The organism is Paenibacillus sp. E222, assembly GCF_013401555.1.
GTDB lineage: Bacteria > Bacillota > Bacilli > Paenibacillales > Paenibacillaceae > Paenibacillus.
Genome location: NZ_CP058552.1, coordinates 4,568,853 through 4,592,826, shown reverse-complemented (window position 1 = coordinate 4,592,826; position 23,974 = coordinate 4,568,853). Strand labels below are relative to the sequence as shown.

The window sequence follows — 23,974 nt, the reverse complement described above, 5'->3', positions numbered from 1 at the left end:
ATCAATTTCTGAAAGTATACCTATACAGGGGGAAACGTAAGAATGGATAATACGGAAAATAAGAAAATCCGCAAAGGCTCTTCAGAAAAACGAGCTAAAATAATTGCGGCGGCACGAGAGCTGTTTCTTTCAGAAGGGTTTGATCGTTCCAGCGTCGATGCGGTCGCAACTAAAGCGGGAGTTTCCAAACGGACAGTTTATGATTATTATGGCGACAAACAGAACCTACTGCTTGCCGTTGTTGAAGAATCCAGTTCGGCGGTTCTGGATATGATTGAGCAAGGGATTTCAGACCACCTCCTGGAATTCGAGGATCTTGAGCAGGCGCTCACCTTATTTTGTGAACAAATCGTAGCTTCTGCGAATGGTTCGTCCGATTACAAGGCTTTGATTCGTCTGGTTATGGTGGAAGCTGCCAACCTGCCAGACTCGTTTTTTGAAAGGCTGGATAACGCAACTGAAGAGGGGATTATCAGGAGGTTTACAGCTTTTGGACAAAACGGATTGCTCGATGTGATTGACCCTAAAATGGCTGCAAAGCACTTCGCTGCATTAACGTTTTTATTGGTATTCAATCAACCGGGAAAAATCGGAATATTAGAGGAGGAACAAACTAAACGTATTATCACTGAAGGCGTACGCGTCTTTCTTTGCGCTTATGCACCACAACGTAAGTCTTAAAATCGCCGTTGTGAATACCTTTTCTTTTTCCGGATACGATATTTTCATCGGTGATCGGGGGATCACCCTGTCTTCGCCAGCACCTGCAACGTAAATTTCATAATCCAATCGATCTACGACTTCATTATCAATGGTAAACGCAAAAACGGAACGAAGCATGCCGATACCCTGCTTCGTTCCGCCCATCCTTTTATCTTCGTCCCATTCCGTTGAGTGAACTTGCTCTAATCTAAAGCAACCCTTTATTGAATGGAAAAAACTTCTTTTTTCAATAATTCTTCTGGCGTCTGCCCTATCACATCACTGTGAAAATAATCGCGTATAACGCCATCTTGAAGATAGTTAGCGATCGACACCATAATCATCCCTTGATCCAGTGCCAAATAGGCCTTGGCAATTTCACCAGTTTCAACATTAACGGAGTCATAGAACCCGTATTTGCCAACCATTTTGAAGTTCTTTAAAGCTTTGATGTTCTTTCGAACAGCTTCAGGAGCATAATCCAGGGCAAGGAATGTTGCGTGTGCTGTTACCGTTGCTCCATCTTTGTAACCTGAGGTACCTAACGGCGTTGCTGCAAACTCACTGTAACCTGTCGGAGTTGCAGAAGGTGAAAAGCCCCATGCGGCATACCCTTTTTCTTTGGCATATTCGATTTGCAATTCGACATGACGTTGGTTGTTCAAGCCCAAAGCTTGAGTACCCAGTTCTTTTTCCTTTATGACCATACCAGGCATAAGAGCCTCAAACATACTGCCTCCCCAGCTTGGCACGAACTTTTTATCCTTGTATACATAACTTCCTTCAAACACATCCACTCCATCGTACTTAACGGATTTGCCTTGGGGAATCTGAGCTTGCCAATCCCATTCTTGAGGCAAGGTGCGATACATCTTCCACCAATGATCTTGGGGAACGTCACCTTTCCCAATCGCAATATAGCTGGCTAAGCGTGGTTCCGTATAAAACATCCCATAATGGTGCTCTGTCAGCGCGCCTTTAGCCACATCATAACCTCCGCGAAATTGACCGACTTCAGGATCATATAGCGGTGTATAATTCATATTTTCAACCAACTTGCTTGTTTGCCCATGAAGTTCTTCATAGGCTTGCCCAACGACCATTAAACCTGCGGATAACCAGCCATTATCGACTTGGGAAATAAATTGTCCCCAATCTTTCTTCACTGAACCGTCATCCGTGTTATACCAGTTATAGAATAGTCCGTTCCACTTTTCTAACTTTTCAAGCGAATTTAAAGTCGTTTGCAGGCGATGTACAGCTTCTTTCTTTGAAATAATACCCAATTGTTGGGCTGAAACGGTACTCATCATATACATTGCGATATTTGTGGGCGAAGTCCGTTTAGCTTCTTCTGTCTCGTTTTCAGTGAGCCGTACTTCATCGTAAGTCAAGCCGGTGTTCTGATCTGTATAGTCCTCAAAAAACGTATAAGTCTTATTTGCAATCGCTTTCAATTCTGCTCGAAATCCATTTAGATTGCTTGAGTCTTTCGCTGAAACCATAGAAGTTAAAGTTAAATTAGCCAACAGACAGCAAGTTAAAATAAAACTAAAAACTTTTATTTTTTTCATGATTTTCTCCCTTCAAATGAACTCGAAACGTTTCGTGTATATGTTATCATAAATTTACCATTTCGGTAAACAAAAAAAATAAAACGCTTACAAATGTTGATTTTAACAAGGTTTATTTATAAATATAAATTCGAAACGTTTCATTATATGTGCAATAAACCCATCTGTCAGGCAAAGTAGCCGACTCTGAAGACAACTCGTAAAATCTGCAAAAACTGGATTTAAAAGAAACATTCATCCGCTTTGTAGCGTTAATGTCATGTAAACCATATTACTTTAGGGGGCATCGAAATGAAGCGAGCTATTTCTTTATTGTTAATATTAACTTTTGTTGTCAGTTCAGCGTCCATTGCATCTGCCAAGGACCAATCTGCAAGGGAACTAACCTTTGATGAACGTGCGGCGAATATGTACAGCCCTTTACTAAAAAAATCCATCTTAAATGTAACGCATGACAACAAGCTAACTACAACGACGTATCAATCGATATATATTCCAGTGAAGGATATATTTAAATCAACCGCAGCAATAATTACATGGGATGGTAAGAAAAAAATAACGACAATTAAAAATCAAGGACAAGAGCTAATTCTCAATTTCTCGGGGAATACGGTCTTAGCTGAGCAGAATCAAGTTGTTATCCCTCAAGAGTGGGTACAATTGAAGAACGGAGTCTCCACCATTAATGCATTTGTCTTAACGTATATTTTTGAATATTACGCAGATGAATCGGATCATGAAAGAGTTGAATGGGAAGAACGACTTGAATTTTTGGATATTAAACAAACAACCGGGATCGCAGGAGTAGATCGAAATATGCATGTATTTGTTGAATTTAATGATTAACCTGGAGTTCTTGTAACTGAATCCTTTCTGAAGATACTGATATACGCCATTACTCAACAAAAAAGCCGAATGGATCGTTCTCATCCACTCGGCTCTTATGTTATTTTACAATCATTTGTTTAACATTACTTACCTTAGTTCCACTTCCATTCGCAATTCACTGCCATTATTCAGAAAGTGTCGGTTCACCTTGAGCTTCATTTGCAAGCAGCTCCGAATCATCGGAATGCCGTTCGAACATAACTGCATCAGCCCTCGTATAGATCATATCTGCAGGAAGCGTTGGCGGGTCTACCGTTGTAGGCGTAACCCTGGTTAACCGGACATACTCGCTGCCGTCACCCGTAAAGTCGAACGTTCCTAGATTAACCCAACCCGATGAGCCGACCGTTGCATCGATATAGGTGACCTCGGTACCCGTCTTATGCTTCACTTCCACTTTGACATGATTATCGTTACCCGTCGTATGGACGAGCTTGTAGATCGAGACCGTATATTTCCCCTCTGGAAACTGGCCTTTCCAAGTTGCGGATGATCCTTCAACTGTTGAGTAACGGGATTTAACCCCAATTTTGTATCCGGCTAAATTGCTTTGACTCCAAGACCCTTCTGTCGTGTACAACCCAGTTGTATTTGTACTGTCCACGATAACCGTTAGGTCCTTAATCGTGATGTTCAAAGGTGGTGTGGTTAAGGTCACACCATCAATCGTTACTGTGGCCCATACCTCAATGTGATTCGTATCCCCATCGAGATTTAGAAGGGTCAACAAGCCACTGCTATCCACTTCGGCCAGATCCGTACGATCAACGAAATACTGTACATTGGCCTGTGTTAGATCACCGATCAAACCGTTATCCAAATAGCCGGTTACGCTCAGCTGTGCGGTTTGAGTCATCTGCAGCTCGTTCCGATCAGACAGGATCACAGCAGACTCCAATTGCGGTATCTGGTTCGCGTCCACCCACATGATCGCATCGGCAACGACCCGAGACTTGTTGGCCTTGTTGGTTAGTTCCACGTACCCGCTATCGCCTGCAGCAAAAGGATAATCCCCTAGGTGCACCCAAGTACCATTCGCTGCTGTCTCATCAACAGTAACCGTCTCGGAGCCTCCGCTGTAATACACGGTAAATGAGGCATTCGTTGTCCAATTTTCACTCGCAGCGGTGATTTGCGGAATCTTGTAATACACACTGTAAGTGACACTTTCCGGCAGCTCAGGCCGCCATCTCATTTTGCTTGTCGCTGTGCCAGCCGTAGATTTGGCATACACATAGTTATCATAGTAATAGTTGTCAGCCGTCGTATCCCTTATCCAGACGCCTTCTGTCTCCGCCTCCGTATTATCCACTATGATAGATGAACTCTCCTGCCCATCGGGTTGGACTGGAGTTTCCGTAACCTGATCAGGCAGATAAAGTGTCCGCTTGCGGGTCTGTTTCCCCTCTGATTCCACGTAATACGTGAAGGTTTGGGATAAATCATTCACCCGTATCGACCATTCCATCGGGTATATCGTATCTGGGACGGTTGTATACGTAGCCCCGCCATCCAAGGAATAATGGATTGTCGCTGGTTTCGTCGTTTTGGCCTGCACATATGCATCATAGACCGTTTCGTCGGGTTTAACCATCAGCATGCCTTTAACCGCATCAATTGGACTGTGGGTATCAAAGAAATAGCTTGCATCCGATGGTTCAGCCGTTCTAACCTGATGCAGCGGCACATCAATGTTAAGTCCTTCTACAATGATAGCGGTGATGCCCTTGCCTGAAACCGTGGCTTGAATGATTCCGCCACTCATAACTGCTTGCTCTGGTGTACCATTGTCGCGGATGATCGTTACGGTATAATCCTGTGTTGGGTTGAATCCAATGATTTGTTCATTCAATTCAATCGGAGTCTGAATTTCTTCTGACGATGCATTGCTTAGCCCGATGTAGAATTTATCACCGCTCTCACCCGTTATCCAATTCAATTGAGGATGGTTGGTCTTAATAATCCCCTTGGGCATCCAAAGCCAAACGTCGGAATTGCCATAAAATTGACCTGGTTTATTCCCATAGAGGTGATATTTGAACCATAAAAAATTCGTTTCAAATACGGAAGGAAATGTAATACTCCCGTTCGATTTTAATGATTGTTCGCTGATCAAATAATCCATCGTTTGCCCAAGCTGCCCCGGAATATGGTGGTAATAGATGGATGTAGCCCCGCTGGGGCCTTCCAGCGGAAAGTCTGATTCAAGTTGACTAACGGCGAAACCCTTATAGTAATAACCTGGATAACTGGAATATCGGCCAATAACCGCATTATGAGCAATATCCTGCAGCAGTTTATCCCCTGTATAAAGCGACAATCTCAGCATGAATGGAGCTTCCTGAGCATTCATCCGATAATAGCCGGTTGTACTTCCTGCTTCAAACGTCAATCCGCTCGGTGAAACCAGCCAACTCGCAGCTTGAACGCCTCCAGCTATATCTTCTGGAAGCTTGAGCCTAGGATATTGAAATTTACCACTTTCCGGCCAATGGAACGACTCCGCGTAATTATACGTCTCTGGCTGCGGAATCGTAACGTTTCCTTCAGGAACTGGACGAGCAACGAACATGGTTGCATACCGTTTGGCTTCCTTATAAGCGGCATTCAAATATTTGGGATCTTGAGTTTCCTCATATAGCTCCAAGATCTCCATCCACAGCTTGCTATAATAATAAATGAACTCATTTTTACTCACATCCACGGTTGCAGGCGTATCGATATATTGCAAGATATAACTATCGGCTGCATCCTTGGCAGCCTGCAAATACTGGGCCTCTCCTGTCATACGATACATCATCAGGGGTTGAATGACAGGCCCCCGGTCTTTCTGGTCAGGATCACGCATGAGGTACTCTTCCTGTGCCAGCGCCCCAATTCCTGCCGAAGTGCCCATCATCTGATTGACGGCGGCTACGCTTGAAACATCGAACGGCAGAGTAGCCATTTTCCATAAGGAAGGCACACCGTAAACTTTCTTCTGGGTCGGCGACCAACCGATACCGTTTCGCGATACGCCATACTGGACGGACGGCAGTGCTCTCGTATCGTATAGCTGGTCATCCCCAGTCAAATAGTAAGCCCCCAAAAGAACCGCATTCGAGCTTGTTCGGACGCTATCCTCGTTTTCGATATCAATAAAGCCCTTGGCACGGCTCCACCACCCGCTGGGTGACGGGACATAATTGACAGAGTCGTCCCCTTGCGGCTCAATCTTAAGCAAATCGATCATATTGAACATCGCGTCAGTGAGCGACTGATCTGACACATTTTCCCGGTATGCTGAATAACCGTACTCATTGCGAAGAATATCCGCGTAGGACTCATACAGATTGCTTTTTTGAGCGATTAGCCCCATATGAAATTGATAAGTGCTTTCTGCGGTCATTTGCGAATAAGTCCCTAATTGAGGCGCATACAGGATTGGCTGCACGCTGCCTTCGTTGTTGACCAGGCTCATGCCAAGCCGTTGTTTCGTAACGCCTCCCGTCGGTTCAAATTCAATCGGAAGCTCTGCCGAAGGTACAAAAACACCATACGTCAATGGATTTCCCGAACCATCATTTTTCTCAACCAGGCTCATCGGAGCGCTCAGCTCTCTCAAGCTTGTTGATTCCACCGTACCTACCATTTTGGCATGGGACCTGAATCCATTTAACACTTCATTGATGCCCGAGACTGCCTCTGTTGTGAAGGACTGATATCCTATAACATAATTGCCGTCGCGGCGAGGTGTAAAAGCAAAGGAAACATCTGGTTTATCCCCTGCCATGGACCAGTTCACTTCAAAATCGTAATCACTGCCATGCGTAGAATCGGTTAATACCGCCGTGTGGCTGTCTGGAAAATGGACCTCGTCGAATGTAATCCAGCGTTTGTTCATCGTATCGTAGTAATTGGTTCGGCTGCCCGCATTCCCATCCAATAAAACCCATTGCTCCTCAAGTCTTTCCGATACATTATTAATCGGCATCCAGTTTCCCGTGTCCGTGTTCTTGTAGAACATGTCACGAACGATGGATTTGCCCCCATCCCATGCTGCCTCATAGAAGGTCGCCTTATAGTTAGCATTTTCGATGCTGCCTTTTTCCGTGTAACTGAGATTCGCTAATGTGCGGCTCCGCAGCGGGGGCAACGGTGGTGCTTGCTGTCGGATATTTCCTTCGAACTTGACTGCATCGGCCCGTGTAATAATTGTCCCCGTCGTAGGTTGCGTTCGAGTCAGCCTGACAAATTCGCTATCATTACCACTAAACTCATACTCCCCGAGATCCACCCATCCAACCGATGGACCTGACGAAGGTCTTAGATCCATAAACTTGACATCCGTTATCCCGTTATGAACAATCTCAATTTTCACATTACTGTCTGCTTTATCCGCCCAATCCAGCTTATAGAACGATATTCTCGCCGTCCCTGCTTCCAAGCGCGGATTCCATGTGATCGTTCTACCTACAGCGTCTGTGTATTTGGAACTGGAATTATTGTATCCCTTCACTCCTGCGCTTGTGGTCCAATAAGGAGCGGAGAACCCGTTATTGACATTGCCTGAATCAACAGTGACGACATTATCAATTGTGAGGCTTCCATCATCAATGATGATCGTCTTATGTGGTTCTTTCTGCCTTATATTCCCTTCGAACTTGACCGCATCCGCACGCGTAAGGATCGTGTTCGTGGTGCCGGTAGACCGAGTCAATTTAACGAATTCTTCACCAACTCCGGAAAAATAGTACTCTCCCAAATCAACCCAACCTGCTGGAGCGCCAGATGAGGGTCTTAGATCCATAAAGACTACATCCGTCGTTCCATTATGAACAATTTCGATTTTCACATTGCTATCAGCCTTATCCGCCCAATCCAGCTTATAGAAAGATATTTTCGCGGTTCCTGCTTCCAAGCGTGGATTCCATGTGATCGTTCTGCCTGCTGTACTCGTATATTGGGTGCTTGAAAGATCATACCCCTTCACCCCTGTGCTTGTGGTCCAATTTGGAGCCGAATATCCATTGTTCTCGTTACCCGCATCAGGTGTCACAACATCATTAATCTTAATGCTCCCGTCATCGATGATAATGGTCTGATAAGGTAAGGTCTCCGCATAAGCGGCCCTTATTCCGATCAGGCTGGAAGGAACTACGATCGTCAACATGAAAACGATGAAGAAAAAAAGCTTCCTTTTGACCATACAACTCACAGCCTCTCCTATTAATGATAACGCTTCCATAAATGCATTGCCTCTTGCTCGAATGATCGTAAAAAAGCAATTAACCTAGTCTTCTGGCTAATCCCGCTCTGTCGTTTTTATCTTAGCATGTTACATCACGGTGAAATTTCTTTCATTTTAAGAATTTCTTATATGATTTTAAGTAAAAAAAGAAACCTACATCCTAATTGATTGCTCAGTTGCAGTCAGATAGAATATAGGTCTTCCAAGTGTTCCAAAAGGACTAATCAATTATAATGGCGGCTGCACCAATAGTAACTTACCAAGCTGAATGACCGTTTGATCATACCAAGCTGGATGCTGCCGCACGTGCTCCATACTTCGTTCATTGCCGCTAGCCTCAAATACGGCCGCTTTGTCAGTCTTCTCGTGATCAATTTCGAAGCGAACTTTATGTTTCCCATTTGGTAGCTCCGGTAAGAAAACATATTGATTTCGATTATGATCGTTATATGATGTGAATCGATCGATAAGAAAGGGTTCCCCTCCATCCACCGTCACCTTCAATCTGCCGGAATCCGGCCCCCCAATATCGAATAATCCGATGTGGGTTCCCTCAAACTCCACTGTGATCGTCTCTCCGGGATCGACTGCTCGCCATAGACCGGGGAACAACCAATCATACTCGCGCACTAAAGCAAAATCATCAGGGGTCATGTAAGACCACCCCGCGGAAAAATGAGTAAGACGATCCAGTGGCAGCATGGTTGCATACTCCCAAGGGTTGGCCGGGACCAAAGGCTCCTCCGGCAAGTGATGTTCGACTTTTCCTACGTGATCTCGAAGCTCTCTGATTTTCTCAAACGACCGGGTGATTGTATCTGTGTAAATCTGATGTCCTTCGGGAATCGTTGGATGGATCGAATCATGCGTAAAAATAACGGCTTCGGGAATAGATACGTCTGCTCTTAAGGTGAAAATGAGCTTTCCATCCAAAACCAATTGACTGACTGCTACGCCCAGATGAATCGAAGGAATGCCGTAATAGTCGGCGACTTCCTCTTGCATACGAGCGCCCTTCTGGTATTGGCCGGATTGAAATGAGGTCAAATCCCGTTCCTTAACCGTATACACAAACAGGACATCCGTAAAACGGCTGTGCTTGCGAATCTGTCGGACAATACCTTCGATCCGTGCTTTGGATTCGGGAACTCCCCCATCGTTTCCAACAAATTCAACAAACACGAGATCAGGCTGATGACGCAGTACATCTGTCTCCAAACGGGCGCAGCCGAGGTCCGATCCTGTCCCATCAATGCCTGCGTTCACAGAGCGGATATCTGCATGGGGATATTGCCCTCGCAGCCAATCCGCCGTCATGACCCTGTATCCTTCAGAACGCGTATTACTGCCGCCAAAATAGACAATTGTTACTGTCTCCCCATTTTCCAACTTTTGAATGACATTAGGCAGCCCTCTTCGAGGGAAAAATTCCTTCATCGTGACTTCACCCGCCCTCACTTAGCGTTTTTAGGAGCAAAAAATTTGACAGCAAACACTTCATAATAAGGCGAACCATACGTTGCACAGAAATCAAATCGGACTCGGGTTACACCTTTTGCATGCACCTGATGTTTATTCAACGAAAGATAATTACCACGGATATTCATTTCACTCTCGGTTCCGTCTTCTAAGGTTAAGATCACATCATAATCTTGAATCAACGGCTCGATCGGATCGTCGAAATGCTCCAAATTCAGCTGCGAATTGAAAACAAGATGGATTTCATCCAGATTCTTGGGGCTTGCAAAACCAAATTCCAACCACTCCTGTCCTTCCGAACGTTCAGAAATCCAGCCGTTCGGCAGACCATAAGGTCTGGAGAAGCCGTTGACGACATTCGCGGGATTATACATATCCTGGGATGGCATCAGATCCTTGAAGCAAATGCTTCTGTTGAATTTCTTCAGTCTGGATGGCTCTTCCGGTCTATAATAGAAGCTCACCGCTCCTGTCATTTTTTCTTCATTACCATATACGTCAAGGCTCGCTGTACCTTCCAATACGATGTAGATTTTATCGTCAGCAGGCTTCTGACAGCCCAAATCCAGTGTAATCCAGTCATCGTGCCCCGCTGAAATCATCAAGTTGTAGCCTTTCAGCTCGCTGGCTGGAATATAGTTTTCCTTCCGTTCCCCGCCAAACAGCTTCACTTGCAACGTTTCCGAATGCTCGGATCTATTTTTAATTTTGATCTGCACACTTTCAGCCACGGATGTCTGGATCGGCAAGACCAAACATAACGCTTTGTCCAAGGAGATCTCTTCGGTAGGATGAAGATGTTCATAGCTTCGCTGAGACGAGGCACGAATCGTTAATCCGTCAGCGAAATAAGGGTCCAACGGCTCTTGAAGCCCTACAATCGTTTGCCCGTCTCGAAGCAGCTGCGTCTGAAGCTCACCCATATGCGCTTTGACGATGTCCGCGGGGTCTGTATCATATTTTACGCATAACGCAGCAGCTGTTCCTACCGCCTGCCCCATACAACCACAGGTCGCCATCACCCTTGTAGACCCAAAAGCTACATGGGTAGCGCTTATATTGCGGCCAGCGAACATGAGATTGGGAATATTGCGTGAAAATAAGCTGCGGAAAGGGATATTATACAATCCCGGCACGAAATTCCACGCTGTAGCCGGCCCCTCATCGTAGATGCCTTTATTCGCATGCAGATCCATATACCAGCCTCCGACGGATACAGCATCTTCGAAATGAGTCTTTTGTGTAAGATCGTTCTGAGACAGCATGTGTTCCCCGATAAAACGTCTCGACTCCCGCTTTCCCGGAATCGGGCATACATAATCCAAGATGAGATTGTCTACATCATCAAACTCACCGCTATTTTTGATATAATCCCAGATTCCATACACCAATTTCCGCAGTTCCAATGCGATGTCTTCATTATTCTTGATAATATCCATATGTCCGCCGTATTCCAGCCACCACAATCCGCCAAGTCCATTGATTTTCCTTGGAAAAGACCGATGGTTTATTCCTTTTTTGATTCTCTCGAAAAACTCCAGCTTCGTGATATCATACGCAAAGCCAGGCCTTTTGTAAGGAACGGAATAGTTTACGTCACGGGCTTGAAACAGAATCGTATCCCCCATCGTGTAATGATCCGCCACTTCTGGAGCAAGCTCCTCCTTGTATTCATGCTTCGCCTCTCTTCCCCATCGGAAGTCAGCACCTGCTTGGTATCCAACAATTCCATCACCAGAGCAATCGATATAGGTTGGGCTTTCAAAACGAAATTTTCTTTCGGAAGCTAATTGAAGGCCCTCCACCCACTTGATTCTGCCGTTCTCGATGCCCGTTTCATGTACACATGTATTCAGAAACAGAGAAATGTTAGGCTCATCATAAACCATGTCGAGCAAGACCGTATCCGAAAGCGAAAGCATAAGCTTCTTGTTGTATAACGGATTATAATGAAAGATCTTCAGCTTGAGTTCTTCTACCAACCCGCCCTCGCGGGCATAATAGGATGGACTATTTCCGAGATATGCCGACCCGTTGATATGAACTCTGACCTCGCTGCTCGCATTTCCCCCAAGCACCGGCCGATCATTAATAAGTGAAACCTGCAGACCTTGGCGTGCAGCTGCAATGGCAGCGCATATCCCTGCAATACCTCCACCTACGACGGTTACATCTGCTTTCATAAGCTCCATTTTGATAACCTCCATGATTAGATGCTCCTATCATGGTAATGGTTTTGGCGCCTTTTTTTTTACAGGATTTCGCGAAAAAATCATACATTTTTTGCATCCTTATTTGGACTCGTACCGTGTCATTTTTATCCGATATTGCTTAGGTGTATCACCCGTATATTCTTTAAACAGTTTGCAGAAATAACCTTCATTGACGATACCTACTTCCTCGCACAATTCCAATAAAGAATAATCCCGGACGTTTAACAACTCGAGAGCGAGATGGATTTTTTTACGGTTGATGTAGCTGATCACGCCTTCGTTCATTGTTTTTTTGAATAAGCTGCTAAAATACGATGGCGCTAGATTCACTTCCTCCGCAATTGCCTCCAACGTTAAGCGTTGTTTCAAGTTTTTCTCTATAAAATGCATAGCACTCATGATTTCTGCACGATGTAATCGTTGGCCCGAGTGCACGTATTCAAATGTGAAGTCGCCAATATAAGCGAGTTGTTCTTGAAATGCCATATATTCCATAGGGAATTCAGCTGCTTCCGTAGTCAGCTTGTTCCCCAATTTAAACTTTACGGTAATTTCTCTGTACAAGTCTCTAATCATGGGCGCCATGATGGACTTGTGGATTTTATGGTCCGAAACAAAGTGCAACAGCTCGGCAAGTGCATTGTCCAGCTCTTCCTTGGAAATCTTTCGTTTCAGCCGGATAAGAAAATCAGCCAGTTTCTGCTGAAAGTCTGCTTTTTTGTCATTATGGTATTGGAACCGATGCATCGGTGTTTTGACTACTTTTTCGGTATGATAATAGAAATCCTCACTCACATTTTTAGCTTCCGTGTACGCCTGTTTGATCGATTCCCAGCCTCGGTGTGGACCACCAAAAGCGACAGATACCCTTTGATTCAAATATTGATGCAAATGAGATACGATCTGCCCTCCCAAGGATAGGCAAGCATATTCCGTTTCCATATCACTGCGGTTATTTTCCCAGGATAGAAAGCCAATAAAACGATTATCGGACAGATCCGCAGCTACCCCACTGCCACCATTCATCACCGTTTCTTCGATGATATTCGTAATCGCATATTTCAAGATGTTTTGATCTGAGGCAGCGTATTCGTTTCGAAAACTTTCATACGTATTCATTTCAACGATGAAGCAGCAATAGTTGGCTTGAAAGAAATGAAACTGCATGCGATTAGCAAAATCCGATGCCCGATGAGAAGGAATTTCGCCTCTGATCAGTTCGTTAAAAAATTGCTTGCGCACTCTATATTTATTTTCAAGGACGGATACATTTAACGATTGAAATTCCGCTTCTTTTTTCTTAAACTCATTTAAAATTCCGGCTGCCTTATCCAAAGCTCGATTCAAATCCGCTTCCCGCAAGGGAACCTTTACAATGTACTCCAATACGTTGGCTTGAATCGCTCGCTGGGCGTATTCAAAGGATGAATAGGCGGTCAAAAGTATGTATTGCGTATGGGGGAGCTCCCTCTTGAGCTGCTCAATCATGGAGATTCCGTCCATTCGCGGCATAACGATATCGGATATGACGATGTCCGGCTTCAGTTTTATGATCTCCTCGACCCCATTCAGCCCATTATTCGCTTTGCCCACTAGAACAAATCGCTTATCCCTATGAGAGAGTTCATTAAAAAACAATTCCAATCGTTGAATGATCAGGTCTTCATCGTCAACAATGAAGCAGGTATAGTCTCTCATCATTATGCATCTCCTTTTTGCAATTCTGCCGGGAATACAGCGCGTACACGGGTTATTTCCTTAGGTATGCTAATGATTTGCAGTCCGAATTGATCGCCGTAGTGAAGTCTTATTCGGCCATGAATATTGTTCAGCCCGATTCGTTTTCTTTTTACTTCCTCTTCACTCGGTTCAGAGATTAAAATATGCTTTATTTTATCAGCTGGAATTCCCTCACCTTGATCAACAACTTCGATGATGACGATGCCGTCCTCCCTGTACGCATGAATCGTAATAGGCCCCTCAATTCCCCCTCCGTTATAACCATGGAAGATACTATTCTCCACAAGAGGCTGCAGCAGCATTCGAAAAACAGGGAAATCCATTAACCCTGCTTCGATATTTTCAATCAAGTGGAAGTTTCGGTTATACCGAATGTTCTGGATCTCGATATAGTCCGCTACATTGCGTAATTCCTGGCGTAGGGAAACCTTCTCTGAAGCATCGTCTATCCCGTATTCCAATAATGAAATGAGCGACCCGATCACCACATCTACTTTCTCTATTTGTCCGAGACGTATGACATTGCTGATCGAACCAAGTGTGTTATACAGAAAATGAGGGTTAATTTGAGACTGTAACACCTGGATTTCCAGCTTCCGCTCAAGTTCATTATGAAGCTCAGCCCCCCGAATCAGTTCCACAATTTGTTGCAGCATACGATCGAATGCTCGTGAAAGATCGCCAAACTCATCGTTTCGATTAATTGTTATTGTCGTTGTGAGGATGCCTTGTTCCACCTGCTTCATTTTTGTTTTGAGCGTATAAAGTGGTTTTCTTATATATTTGGCAACCAAAAAAGAAATGAACAAACTTAAGAGAAGACCTGCAGCTAGAAGCTCAATATAATAGGTTTCCAATCTGGACAAAGCTGCTTTCAAGCGTGATTCATCATTGATCGAGATTATGGTCCAGTTGAATTTCTCCGTCGGTTTTTTCAGAAGGGAGACCGGAATGCCATCCTTGGTATGCAGTTGAAGACTTGTTTCTGTCGTATCAAGAATTTGTTCCGCTGACGTTTCTCCGATCGAAAACGTATGATCTTGAATATTCAGTAGTCCTTTATTTTCAGAAAATCCGGCAATGATTTTACCTGTCGCGGTGATCAGAGCCAGATTCATTTGTTCTTGTTTATTAATCTTGAACAAGGTTTCCTCAATGGCATTTAGATCCAAGTCAACCGCAATGGCCATTGGAAACGGAGCACCGTTCAGATATCGAACCATCGTAACGGTCCAGCCAGAATACTTCGATTTGTATGGTTCACTAATAAAGGTAGTCCTTCTGTTCTTATCAGCCGCATCAAACAAAGGTTCTCTCTCAGTTAAAGGTTCATCGAATATTCGAGTAGCTGTACTTCCGCCTAGAATGGATAAATCGCTTTTGATCAAATAAATATTACTGACGTAATTACTATTGAGTTCATACAGTTCTCTTAATTGCTTTTTAATCACTTCCGTATTGTCAATATTGGCTTTCACTGATGTTTCGACTGAGAAGAGCATCGTTTGGAAGGAGGAAAAATTAACAGTGAAGTACTGGTCTACCTTGTCAAGGATTTGATTGGTGTAAAAAATGTCATTGGTTCTTATTTCCTTTTGGACATAGCGATAAGACAATTGGCTTATCAAGATGATGCACCCTAATACAAAGGCAAACACGATAAAAAATAATTTTAAAGGCAAGCTGATTCTTCTTCGCATCGATCATCTTCCTTTTAGTTCCGTTTTAAACTAAGAATAGCATATGCTAATAAAGAGAGGGGCTACGAATAGCCACTCTCTTCGTTTATTTATTTTACTTGATAAGGTCGGCTTCTTTAAATTGCTGGATTGCTGTTTCCTTATATTTCTGCATGTCAAACTTGGTATCCAACGTTTGGAGGAAATTGTCCCAGTTGGAAAGAGGCTCTTTGCCCGTCATAAATTTAACTAAACTTTCATTAATGAAACGTGTGCGGTCAGCATCCAAGGTATCGCTGGGGTCAGGGGTCAATAAATTTCCGGGCAGCGTTGGCCCCACATATTGCTGATTATCCTTGAAAGCTTCCGCCGTCTTCGGATTCTGGAAGCTGAAGTACTCCGCATCATCACCACGGCGCGGCATTCTATAATGATCGACCCACAGGTACTTCTCTTTCATTTCCTTCGATAACTCGGAGGTTTTATTTTTGATCTTGCCGTCCACCACGTCCCAATGAATCCCTTTAATTCCGTATGCAAAGTTCGGATAAGCTTCTTCGTCCGTAAAGAGATAATTCAGCATGGACAAGATCCGAATGATTTTGTCCTTATCCGCTTTCGCGGAAATGGCCCATGAATTGCCTTGGAACGATTTTCTCTCTACAATTTGATCACCGTAAGGACCTTTCATCGGAGGAATAACAATCCATTCCGGCACCTCGCCACTAATTTCTTTCATTTTCTGCTGATAATCCGGCTCCAGCCTGCGGGCATCTCTGATCATGAAGCCAACTTTACCCTTAAACATCTTTTGATCCAACAGATCAGGCGAATTCATCGTCACCCAGTCTGGGTCTACCACTTTGGCTGCCATCATTTTGTTAATGTAAGCAAGCGCCTCTTTCATTTTTGGATCAATAAACAGGAATATCGGTTCATTATCTTTTATCTCAACGGCCGAAGGAGGATTGACACCAAACATCCACATCAAGCTATCGAAGCCGTAGGTTTGCAGATTACCTTCTTTATTCATACCGCCGATGAATCCGTACGTATCGTTTTTACCATTCCCGTCCGGATCTTTCTCTGTAAAGGCTTTCATAACTTCGAACAACTCATCCGGTGTCGTTGGTACCTCCATATTCAGCTTTTTCAGCCAATCATTGCGGATAAAGAAGCTTCGACTGATACCGTTTACATTATCATAGCCTGGAACTCCAATCGTTTTTCCTTGATAGGACATTGCTTCCCAGGAGTCGTTGCCAAACCGTTTCTTTAATTCAGGGAATTGATCCAGATACGGTGTCAAATCCGCAAGAACGCCTTGGTCGTAATATTGCGCAAGATCAGCCCGACTCTTCAAGAAGATCAAATCTGGAATATCTCCGCCTGCAATGAGTGTATTCAGTTTGGTTGTTGCTTGCCCAGCTTGAGGAATCATCATATCCAAGTCGATGTTCATCTCTTTTTCCAACATTTGACGTTGAACATCTTCATCACGTGGAGGTACCGGAGCAGCAGCATTGAAAGTGCCTTGGTTAAACATTGAGATTTTCATTTTGGTTGCAAACTGGCCAGATTGCCCTTGCGAATTACCCGAAGCTGTCGATGTAACTTCTTCATTTCCCCCACATCCTGACAGTAGCGTACCCAATCCTAAGATTGCCGACAGAATAGCAAATGAAATCTTCTTACGCTGCATATTGACCTCTCCTTTGCTTGTATATTATCACGGTTTCACCGTAATAAGTTAGGTTGGAACACCTTTTAACCTTTAACGGATCCCAAGAGCACACCTTTGGTAAAATGCTTTTGTAAAAATGGGTAAACGATTAAAATCGGAATCGTAGTCACAACAACGGTAGCCATCTGTACAGCGAACGTACTTACAGCTCCGGAATTGGCGAGCGACTCAGCGCTTTGTGTTGCAACGTTAAGCAGGATGTTGCGCAAGACGACTTGAAGCGGCATGAGGTTGGAATCATTGATATAAACAATAGCATCAAAATAACTGTTCCAATGCCCCACTGCGTAAAATAAAGAAATGGTGGAAATGACGGGCAAAGACAGAGGTAAAATGATCCGCCATAACGATTGAAGTTCACTTGCACCGTCAACCCTCGCTGATTCCTCGATTTCACCAGGCAATTGCTCAAAAAAGCCTTTAATGATCACCAGATTAAATGCACTAATGAGATTTGGAATAATCAATACCCACGGACTGTTTAGCAACCCGAGAGAGCGAATTAGTAGATAAGTCGGAATTAACCCCCCACTAAACATCATGGTAAACACAATGAATAGTAAAAACGGACTGCGTCCCGGCAAATATTTTTTGGATAACGGATAAGCTGCTAAGACCGTAAAAAACACATTTAACGCAGTGCCTACAATTGTTCGAAACAACGTAATTTTATACGCCTGCCAGATCCCATGAGAGATGAAGACTTCTTTATAAGCCAGAAAGGTAAAAGATTCTGGTATAATCACAATCCCTCTCCTTAATACTTCCGATTCTGGCGTCACTGAGACAGCAATTACATATAGAAAGGGCAGTAAGCAAAGTAGGGATAGAAAAATAAGAATAACATAAACGACGGATTGCCAGACTTTTTCCCCGATTGTCAAATTGATCATATTAAAAACCACCTCACCAAATTTGCCCATCGAATTTTTTGGCGAGCTTATTGGCCGCCAACACTAAAGCAAATCCAATGACAGCTTTAAACAATCCTACAGCAGTAGCCAAGCCAATCTTAAGACGCTCCAACCCCTCACGGTATACCCATGTGTCGATAATGTCGATCTTCTCCTGGTTAAAGGTGTTGGCAAACATGAATATTTGGTCAAAGCCAGCATCCAGAATATGGCTTAATTTAAGGATCAGCATCAGAATAATGACTCCTCGAATGCCGGGTAAAGTGATATGCCAGAGCTGTCTCCATTTGGAAGCACCATCCATTCGAGCCGCTTCATATAAGCTTGGATCAATACCTGCTAATGCGGCGAGGTACAGTATCGCTCCCCATCCAATGTCCTTCCATATTTCAGATGTGATGACCAGCAGTCTTCCCCAAGCAGGCTCCGTTAGAAATGAAATGGGCTGAAAACCACTTTCCTTCAAAATCATATTAAAAAGGCCATCGCCTGGGGCTAATAATGCTACCATCAATCCATATACAATGACCCAAGACAAAAAGTGGGGTAAATAAGTAATGGTTTGTACGATTTTCTTAAACCATTGGGTATGAACTTCATTGAGCAATAAAGCAAGTACGATGGGAGCGGAGAAACCGAACAATAGCTTATACAGCGATATAACAATCGTATTTTTCATGATGTCCCAGAAATAAACGCCGTTCATAAAATCCGTAAAATTTTTGAATCCCACCCATGGGCTATCCCATACTCCCAAAGCCAGGTTGTAGTTTTTAAAAGCAATCAATATTCCCGCCATAGGGATGTATTTGAATACGGCAAAGTAAATTAATGCTGGTAATAAGAGAGCATACATCACTTTATATTTTTGGATCGTCCTTATCCATGACTTCCGCTTTTTGGAGAGAGGAATGGCGTCCGCTGCCAATTTCACTTGCATATCATCACCTCGTCTTTGTTTGTATTTGTATATTAGCACCCGCCTAACGGATAAATTTCTGAAATTTCAAGAATTTCTTATAAGATTTTATGTATGTAGGCCGTACTAGCCTAATAAACAAGCAATGAGACTAAACTGAACAAGCGATGCGTACCGGAACTTATACCGACAAATCATGAATGGATCTTCATATTCTTTTATACTCAGCTTATCTTCCCAAAATACAAACAAGCACTGTTCATCCCCAAAGGATAAACGTGCTTGTTTGCTAAAAATCTCATCGTTATGATAGTGAAAATGTTAAATGGATCTCTTTCATGCACTTGATGGAGGGCTATATTATTTTCCCTTGACTTGCAATGCATTCTTTAGTGTAACAAACTCATTATTAAAAATTATGCCATTTTATTGTGTTGGCCCCATCAGGATGAGACTCACATCCGATAACATAATCGCTGTATTCCCGTCTTCGACACCACTAATGTTGCCCATATCAAACACGAGGCGGCTGTTCGCATAGCTCGGCTCGGTAGTATCAAATATGAAGGTATACTCCCGCTCCGTGGTAGACAAGTCCACTTGTTCACCAAAAAATCCGTGCCATGCATATCCTGCGGGAACGTCAACCCAACCGATGCCTAGGCCCATTTTACGCGGTTTATCCGCTTTGGCTTTGAACGTCAGTTTGTATTTATATCCCTGTTGCATTGCAAAACCTTCATTAATAATCTGTCGATCCCACGGATTAGTTCCCGCCTGACCGATTTGAGCTTGCAGCTTCTGATTCGCAACTTGGAATACCAGTTCTTCGCTATTCCCGTCAGAATGTTTAAACCATCCTTCGCTGCCTTTTGCAAAGTCGCCATTCGGAATCAGATTGACATGTACCGGCTGTCCCCCTTGATCCGCACCAGGATTCACTTCGTACAACATTACATTTTGAATGGATACGTTATGCTCTCCTGCCGAAGCGGTGCCGAGACCAAAGTTCAACAAGGCAGCTGAATCCCCTTGCTCCCCCATCCCAAAGGTATATACATATGATTGTTTGGTTTCTGTCAGGTTTACCGTTTCATCCATATACTTTGTGTCTTCGCCGTTCCCCTGCGACACTACCACTTGCATGGATTTTGGAGCGGTTGCTGATGCCTCAAAGCTTAAACGATACGTTTTTCTTCCCTCCAGCACAAGTTTCCCCTGCTGCAATAACACTTCCCACCAGTTCTCACTTGTTCCCGGCAAATTGATGCTAATACCTCCATCTTCTCCATTGGATACCTCGAGATCAGGGGGGATCAATTCCCAACCACTTCGATCTGAAGTCAGCTCCCCGTTCTGAAGTATGTTCTGCGAGACGTCCAGCCAGCGTGTATTGTATTCATTCCCTTCAAAATTAACGTAGTACACTGCCCCGGCTTTCAGGGAAACCGCTGGGAAATATATGGTTTTATAGGTCTGCCAACCACCTGTATCTCCAAGCACCAGCTGTGAGGTGGCCACCGTTGTACCTTGTTCATCCTTGACACTGAATCGAACTTTTGAATCAGCTTTGGCACTTGCCATCCGTGTGGAGAAGACGTACTCTCCATCGTTCGCCCCGTCTATTTTGAATTGCAGCAGATCACCTTCGTCCATGTAGCTGACATGTTTGCCGCCTTCATCGGAGTTTTCGAGTTGCAAGCCTTGCATGAGCCACGCTTCTGTTGCAGGAATATGTGCATACTTCTGGATCGATACAGGCTTTCCCCGTTTCGTCAGGCGAACGTTATCGACGTAGACCTTTCCTGCAGAACTGCCAAATAATAATTTCAGTTCAGACGTTGCTGCAGCCGGGCCCTCTCCAATCACAATCTCACCCGTATAATTCTTCATTTCTTGACTAATCTGAATGAGTTGTCCTTGATGTATCTGTACGTCATGACCCTCAGCGGTAGACAACTCCACATCCATCGTGCGAGATACATCGGCCTTGGCATCAAAAGAGAATCCGTAGGTTGTGCCACCTTCCAGTTTCATATCAGGCTGCACGACAGCAACTTGACCGGGTTCGCCATTCGTTTGTTTCACATCAACCACGAGCTGCCGCTCCATGATCGGGAACTTCAGGAAATTGTTGACGGAAATCTGAGCTTCAGCATCAGGTTGAATCTGCTTGGACCAGAAGCCAAGTCGTTCCTTGCCTTGATCAAACGTACCGTTATAAACATAATTCCCATCCGGTAATGCTTTCCGCTCCACAGGGATCGGATCAGCCTCTCCTATCTCCGTCAGTCTGACATTGGACAACAGGACTGTCCCTTCATCCAGGCCCAGATTGAATTCTAATCGAGCATTATTGTCTGCGCCATCCCGCATATTAAATGTGTATTCGAACGGCTGCCATTCAGTGGTCAATGAGAAGGTTTTTTCACCGGAGTAATTCGTCCAGCTTTTCTCAAATTGTGTTACTTTGGAGCGAAGATCACGGTTAACGGATGCTTTGGCATCGAACTCTACTTTATACTTTTTATTTTTCTTCATATAGATCGGCATTTGCGTCAATTGTACGGAATAACTCTCGGTGCCCGCCTGGGAGATGGTCACTTTCGCAGCCTTGCCCTTCTGTTCATCGTCAACGATTTCAACTGCACCAGCTCCGTCTGCATTTGCAATAAACTTCCATTCGTTCGGCACTCCGGCTGCATCGGAGCCTTCAGTGAAGCGTTCATTATAGATTTCGTTGCCGTCTGCTTGCGGAGCACGTTGCCGTTCAGGCTCCATTGGACTTGAAGTCACGTCCGGCCAGTCGTTTATTTTTTTATAAGAGTACACCCGAACAAAGTCAACATTCATCTTCTCGGAGACAAATTCGTTCTCAGGTGATCCCGGCCAGTCTCCGCCCACCGCGAGATTGAGGATCAAATAGAACGGTCTGTCGAAGGGTGCAGGGAAGGTATAGCTCTCCGGCTGACCTGCAGCAGTCGTCTGCCAATCATTCACCTGATGATGAAGCTTGCCATCCACATAGAAACGAATCATGCCAGGCAGCCATTCCACCTGAAAATCATGGTAATCATCTGCAAATGACTCGCCAGCAGGAAGAGTAAACTTGCCTTGATCATGCCCATGCGAACCGTCAGACTTGACGGCATCATAGTGGATGGTGCTGTACACTTCATGGTCTTTATTTTTGCCACCGATCAGTTCCATAATATCGATCTCACCTGAAGCTGGCCATCCGCCATAATGCGCTTCATCCGTAGGCATCATCCAGATAGCTGGCCACATGCCCTGCTGCACCGGCAGCTTTGCCCGAACGACAACTTTACCGTAGGTCCAGTCCCCTTTTCCCATCGTCATCAGTTTGCCTGAGGTAAACGACTTGCCGCTTTTTTGCTCCCGTTTGGCCTCAATTTGCAGTACATTGCGATCCCCGTCCTTGACGATGCGTGTATTGTCAGGGCTGTAATATTGCAATTCATTGTTGTAGACAAGTCCTGTATCCTGAACAGTCCACTTGGATGCATCGATAGCTGAACTGCTAAATTCGTCATTCCAGATCATTTCCCAATCCTTGTTCGGGATCATCGTTGCCGGAATGGGCTTCTCTCCCACAGGATTACCAGGAACAGAAGGGCTCTGTCCACCCGGATTCGAAGGCGTGGAACCATTTGAACCGTTACCGTTTCCAGGTGTAGGAGGTCTTGATGCTGCTGGCTGATCATTACCCAGCGTCATATTAACACTGTGCTGGCCTGTTGTGACCTCTTTCCCGTTAACAAGCACGTTTTCCGCTTCCACATTGAGCAGTTTGATTTTTCCTTTTGCATCAATCCGGGTATGCCGAGCTTTGCTGTTCACGCTTAATGCAGCAATGACGCTCTCGTCAGACAATTCAACCGTCGCTTTGCGTAGAATAATCATTTCTTCAATCAGGCTGTTACCCGTGATATTCACATGTACCGGTCCCGAAGCGTTGTCCACCACCACTCGTTTCAGTTGGGTATTACGAATATTAATGGAATGGCTTCCTCCACCTTTGATGATGACACTTCCCGTAACCGTCACCCCATCAAGCGTCACTGTACCTTCGCCAATCCCTTCGGCCAGCAATAGATTGCCGCCAACGGTCATGTTTTGGAGGGTGACATCAGCTGATCGAACGACCAGGTTGCCATCAACGCTTGACTCATACGTGCCCGGGCTGCTTTTCACATCCTTAATCATGTTGGATATCAGCGTTGCTGCCTCTGCTCTCGTAATGTCGGCAGTCGGAGCCAATTGGTTATTGTATCCGTTTACAATTTTCTCCTGAATGAAATAACTGAACGCTTTTTTGGCGTAGTCTGCCACTTGTTTCGCATCTGTAAAACGAGTCAGCACGTGCTCATCTTCCTGGCCTGTTGATAGTTGGAACGCTCGGTCAGCCATAACTGCGGCATCCTGTCTGGTCACGGGTTGATTGGGTGACAGCTGTCCAGCAACAGTGCCCAGTATTATTCCTGCGCTATTCGCTCTAACCAGTGCTTCATAATACCAATCGTTTTCATTCAGGTCGGAAAAAGATACAGACGCTGATTCTTGCCCGCGAGCAAAGCCCATTATCCGGTCCAGCATCATAACAAACTCGGCGCGGCTGATGCGTTCATTCGGCTTGAACGTGCCGTCCGTATAACCTTGAATCACAGCAAGCTCCTGCATCTGTGTCACTGCTTGTTCTGCCCAGTGGGCCGTCATGTCCCGATAGGGTATGGAATGCAGGCTGTTCGCCTGCACCTGCTCCATTCCCTTCGCTTGCTTTGTTGCGCTGTCTGCTCCGGCCATTGCCGGATATAGTAGTGAAACCATCATGCTTCCTGCCAAGAGACAAGCCAATCCTTTTTTCACCCGTA

At 44.6% G+C, this 23,974-nt stretch carries 12 protein-coding genes; 2 read left to right on the top strand and 10 right to left on the bottom strand.

Going from position 1 to position 23,974, the window contains the following annotated elements:
- The first annotated feature begins 42 nt into the window (after window positions 1-42).
- On the top strand, window positions 43-681 hold the full coding sequence (locus HW560_RS20665) for a TetR/AcrR family transcriptional regulator (protein WP_179264535.1): 639 nt from the start codon (window positions 43-45) through the stop codon (window positions 679-681).
- A 242-nt stretch (window positions 682-923) separates the two neighbouring features.
- Here HW560_RS20665 and HW560_RS20660 read toward each other — a convergent pair whose 3' ends face one another.
- A complete protein-coding gene (locus HW560_RS20660) occupies window positions 924-2,276 on the bottom strand; it encodes a glucoamylase family protein (RefSeq protein ID WP_090899032.1) in 1,353 nt (450 codons plus the stop codon).
- Between the two features lie 291 nt (window positions 2,277-2,567).
- Between HW560_RS20660 and HW560_RS20655 the strand changes: the two genes are divergently transcribed.
- Window positions 2,568-3,122 (top strand): stalk domain-containing protein, encoded by a 555-nt coding sequence (locus tag HW560_RS20655; protein WP_179264533.1) that lies wholly within the window; start codon window positions 2,568-2,570, stop codon window positions 3,120-3,122.
- 166 nt (window positions 3,123-3,288) lie between these two features.
- On the opposite strand, the gene HW560_RS20650 is transcribed toward HW560_RS20655, so the two are convergent.
- From HW560_RS20650 to HW560_RS20610, 9 genes are all read right to left on the bottom strand, one after another.
- The gene (locus tag HW560_RS20650; protein ID WP_179264531.1) at window positions 3,289-8,352 is read right to left on the bottom strand and encodes a golvesin C-terminal-like domain-containing protein; all 5,064 of its coding nucleotides are present in this window, start codon (window positions 8,350-8,352) and stop codon (window positions 3,289-3,291) included.
- 270 nt (window positions 8,353-8,622) lie between these two features.
- Complete coding sequence (locus HW560_RS20645; RefSeq protein ID WP_179264529.1) at window positions 8,623-9,831, bottom strand: SGNH/GDSL hydrolase family protein; 1,209 nt, start codon at window positions 9,829-9,831, stop codon at window positions 8,623-8,625.
- A 17-nt stretch (window positions 9,832-9,848) separates the two neighbouring features.
- The gene (locus tag HW560_RS20640) at window positions 9,849-12,080 is read right to left on the bottom strand and encodes an FAD-dependent oxidoreductase (RefSeq protein WP_179264527.1); all 2,232 of its coding nucleotides are present in this window, start codon (window positions 12,078-12,080) and stop codon (window positions 9,849-9,851) included.
- Window positions 12,081-12,164: 84 nt separating this feature from the next.
- Complete coding sequence (locus HW560_RS20635) at window positions 12,165-13,787, bottom strand: response regulator transcription factor (protein WP_090899046.1); 1,623 nt, start codon at window positions 13,785-13,787, stop codon at window positions 12,165-12,167.
- Window positions 13,787-15,454 carry a sensor histidine kinase gene (locus HW560_RS20630; protein ID WP_256222092.1) on the bottom strand — a complete coding sequence of 556 codons (1,668 nt, stop codon included), beginning with the start codon at window positions 15,452-15,454 and terminating at the stop codon, window positions 13,787-13,789. The genes HW560_RS20635 and HW560_RS20630 overlap by 1 nt, the downstream gene beginning before the upstream one ends.
- A 166-nt stretch (window positions 15,455-15,620) precedes the next feature.
- On the bottom strand, window positions 15,621-17,207 hold the full coding sequence (locus HW560_RS20625; RefSeq protein ID WP_179264525.1) for an extracellular solute-binding protein: 1,587 nt from the start codon (window positions 17,205-17,207) through the stop codon (window positions 15,621-15,623).
- Window positions 17,208-17,272: 65 nt separating this feature from the next.
- Entirely contained in the window at window positions 17,273-18,142 is an 870-nt protein-coding gene (locus tag HW560_RS20620; protein WP_090899054.1) for a carbohydrate ABC transporter permease, read from the bottom strand.
- Window positions 18,143-18,155: 13 nt separating this feature from the next.
- On the bottom strand, window positions 18,156-19,103 hold the full coding sequence (locus HW560_RS20615; protein ID WP_090899057.1) for an ABC transporter permease: 948 nt from the start codon (window positions 19,101-19,103) through the stop codon (window positions 18,156-18,158).
- A 405-nt stretch (window positions 19,104-19,508) separates the two neighbouring features.
- Complete coding sequence (locus tag HW560_RS20610; protein ID WP_179264523.1) at window positions 19,509-23,969, bottom strand: carbohydrate binding domain-containing protein; 4,461 nt, start codon at window positions 23,967-23,969, stop codon at window positions 19,509-19,511.
- Between the last annotated feature and the right edge of the window lie 5 nt (window positions 23,970-23,974).

Bases quoted from the DNA above. Each gene is read 5' to 3' on its own strand.
- HW560_RS20620 (WP_090899054.1), bottom strand. From the start codon at position 18,142: ATGATCAATTTGACAATCGGGGAAAAAGTCTGGCAATCCGTCGTTTAT.
- HW560_RS20660 (WP_090899032.1), bottom strand. From the start codon at position 2,276: ATGAAAAAAATAAAAGTTTTTAGTTTTATTTTAACTTGCTGTCTGTTG.
- HW560_RS20650 (WP_179264531.1), bottom strand. From the start codon at position 8,352: ATGGTCAAAAGGAAGCTTTTTTTCTTCATCGTTTTCATGTTGACGATC.
- HW560_RS20615 (WP_090899057.1), bottom strand. From the start codon at position 19,103: ATGCAAGTGAAATTGGCAGCGGACGCCATTCCTCTCTCCAAAAAGCGG.
- HW560_RS20635 (WP_090899046.1), bottom strand. From the start codon at position 13,787: ATGATGAGAGACTATACCTGCTTCATTGTTGACGATGAAGACCTGATC.
- HW560_RS20625 (WP_179264525.1), bottom strand. From the start codon at position 17,207: ATGCAGCGTAAGAAGATTTCATTTGCTATTCTGTCGGCAATCTTAGGA.
- HW560_RS20665 (WP_179264535.1), top strand. From the start codon at position 43: ATGGATAATACGGAAAATAAGAAAATCCGCAAAGGCTCTTCAGAAAAA.
- HW560_RS20645 (WP_179264529.1), bottom strand. From the start codon at position 9,831: ATGAAGGAATTTTTCCCTCGAAGAGGGCTGCCTAATGTCATTCAAAAG.
- HW560_RS20655 (WP_179264533.1), top strand. From the start codon at position 2,568: ATGAAGCGAGCTATTTCTTTATTGTTAATATTAACTTTTGTTGTCAGT.
- HW560_RS20640 (WP_179264527.1), bottom strand. From the start codon at position 12,080: ATGGAGGTTATCAAAATGGAGCTTATGAAAGCAGATGTAACCGTCGTA.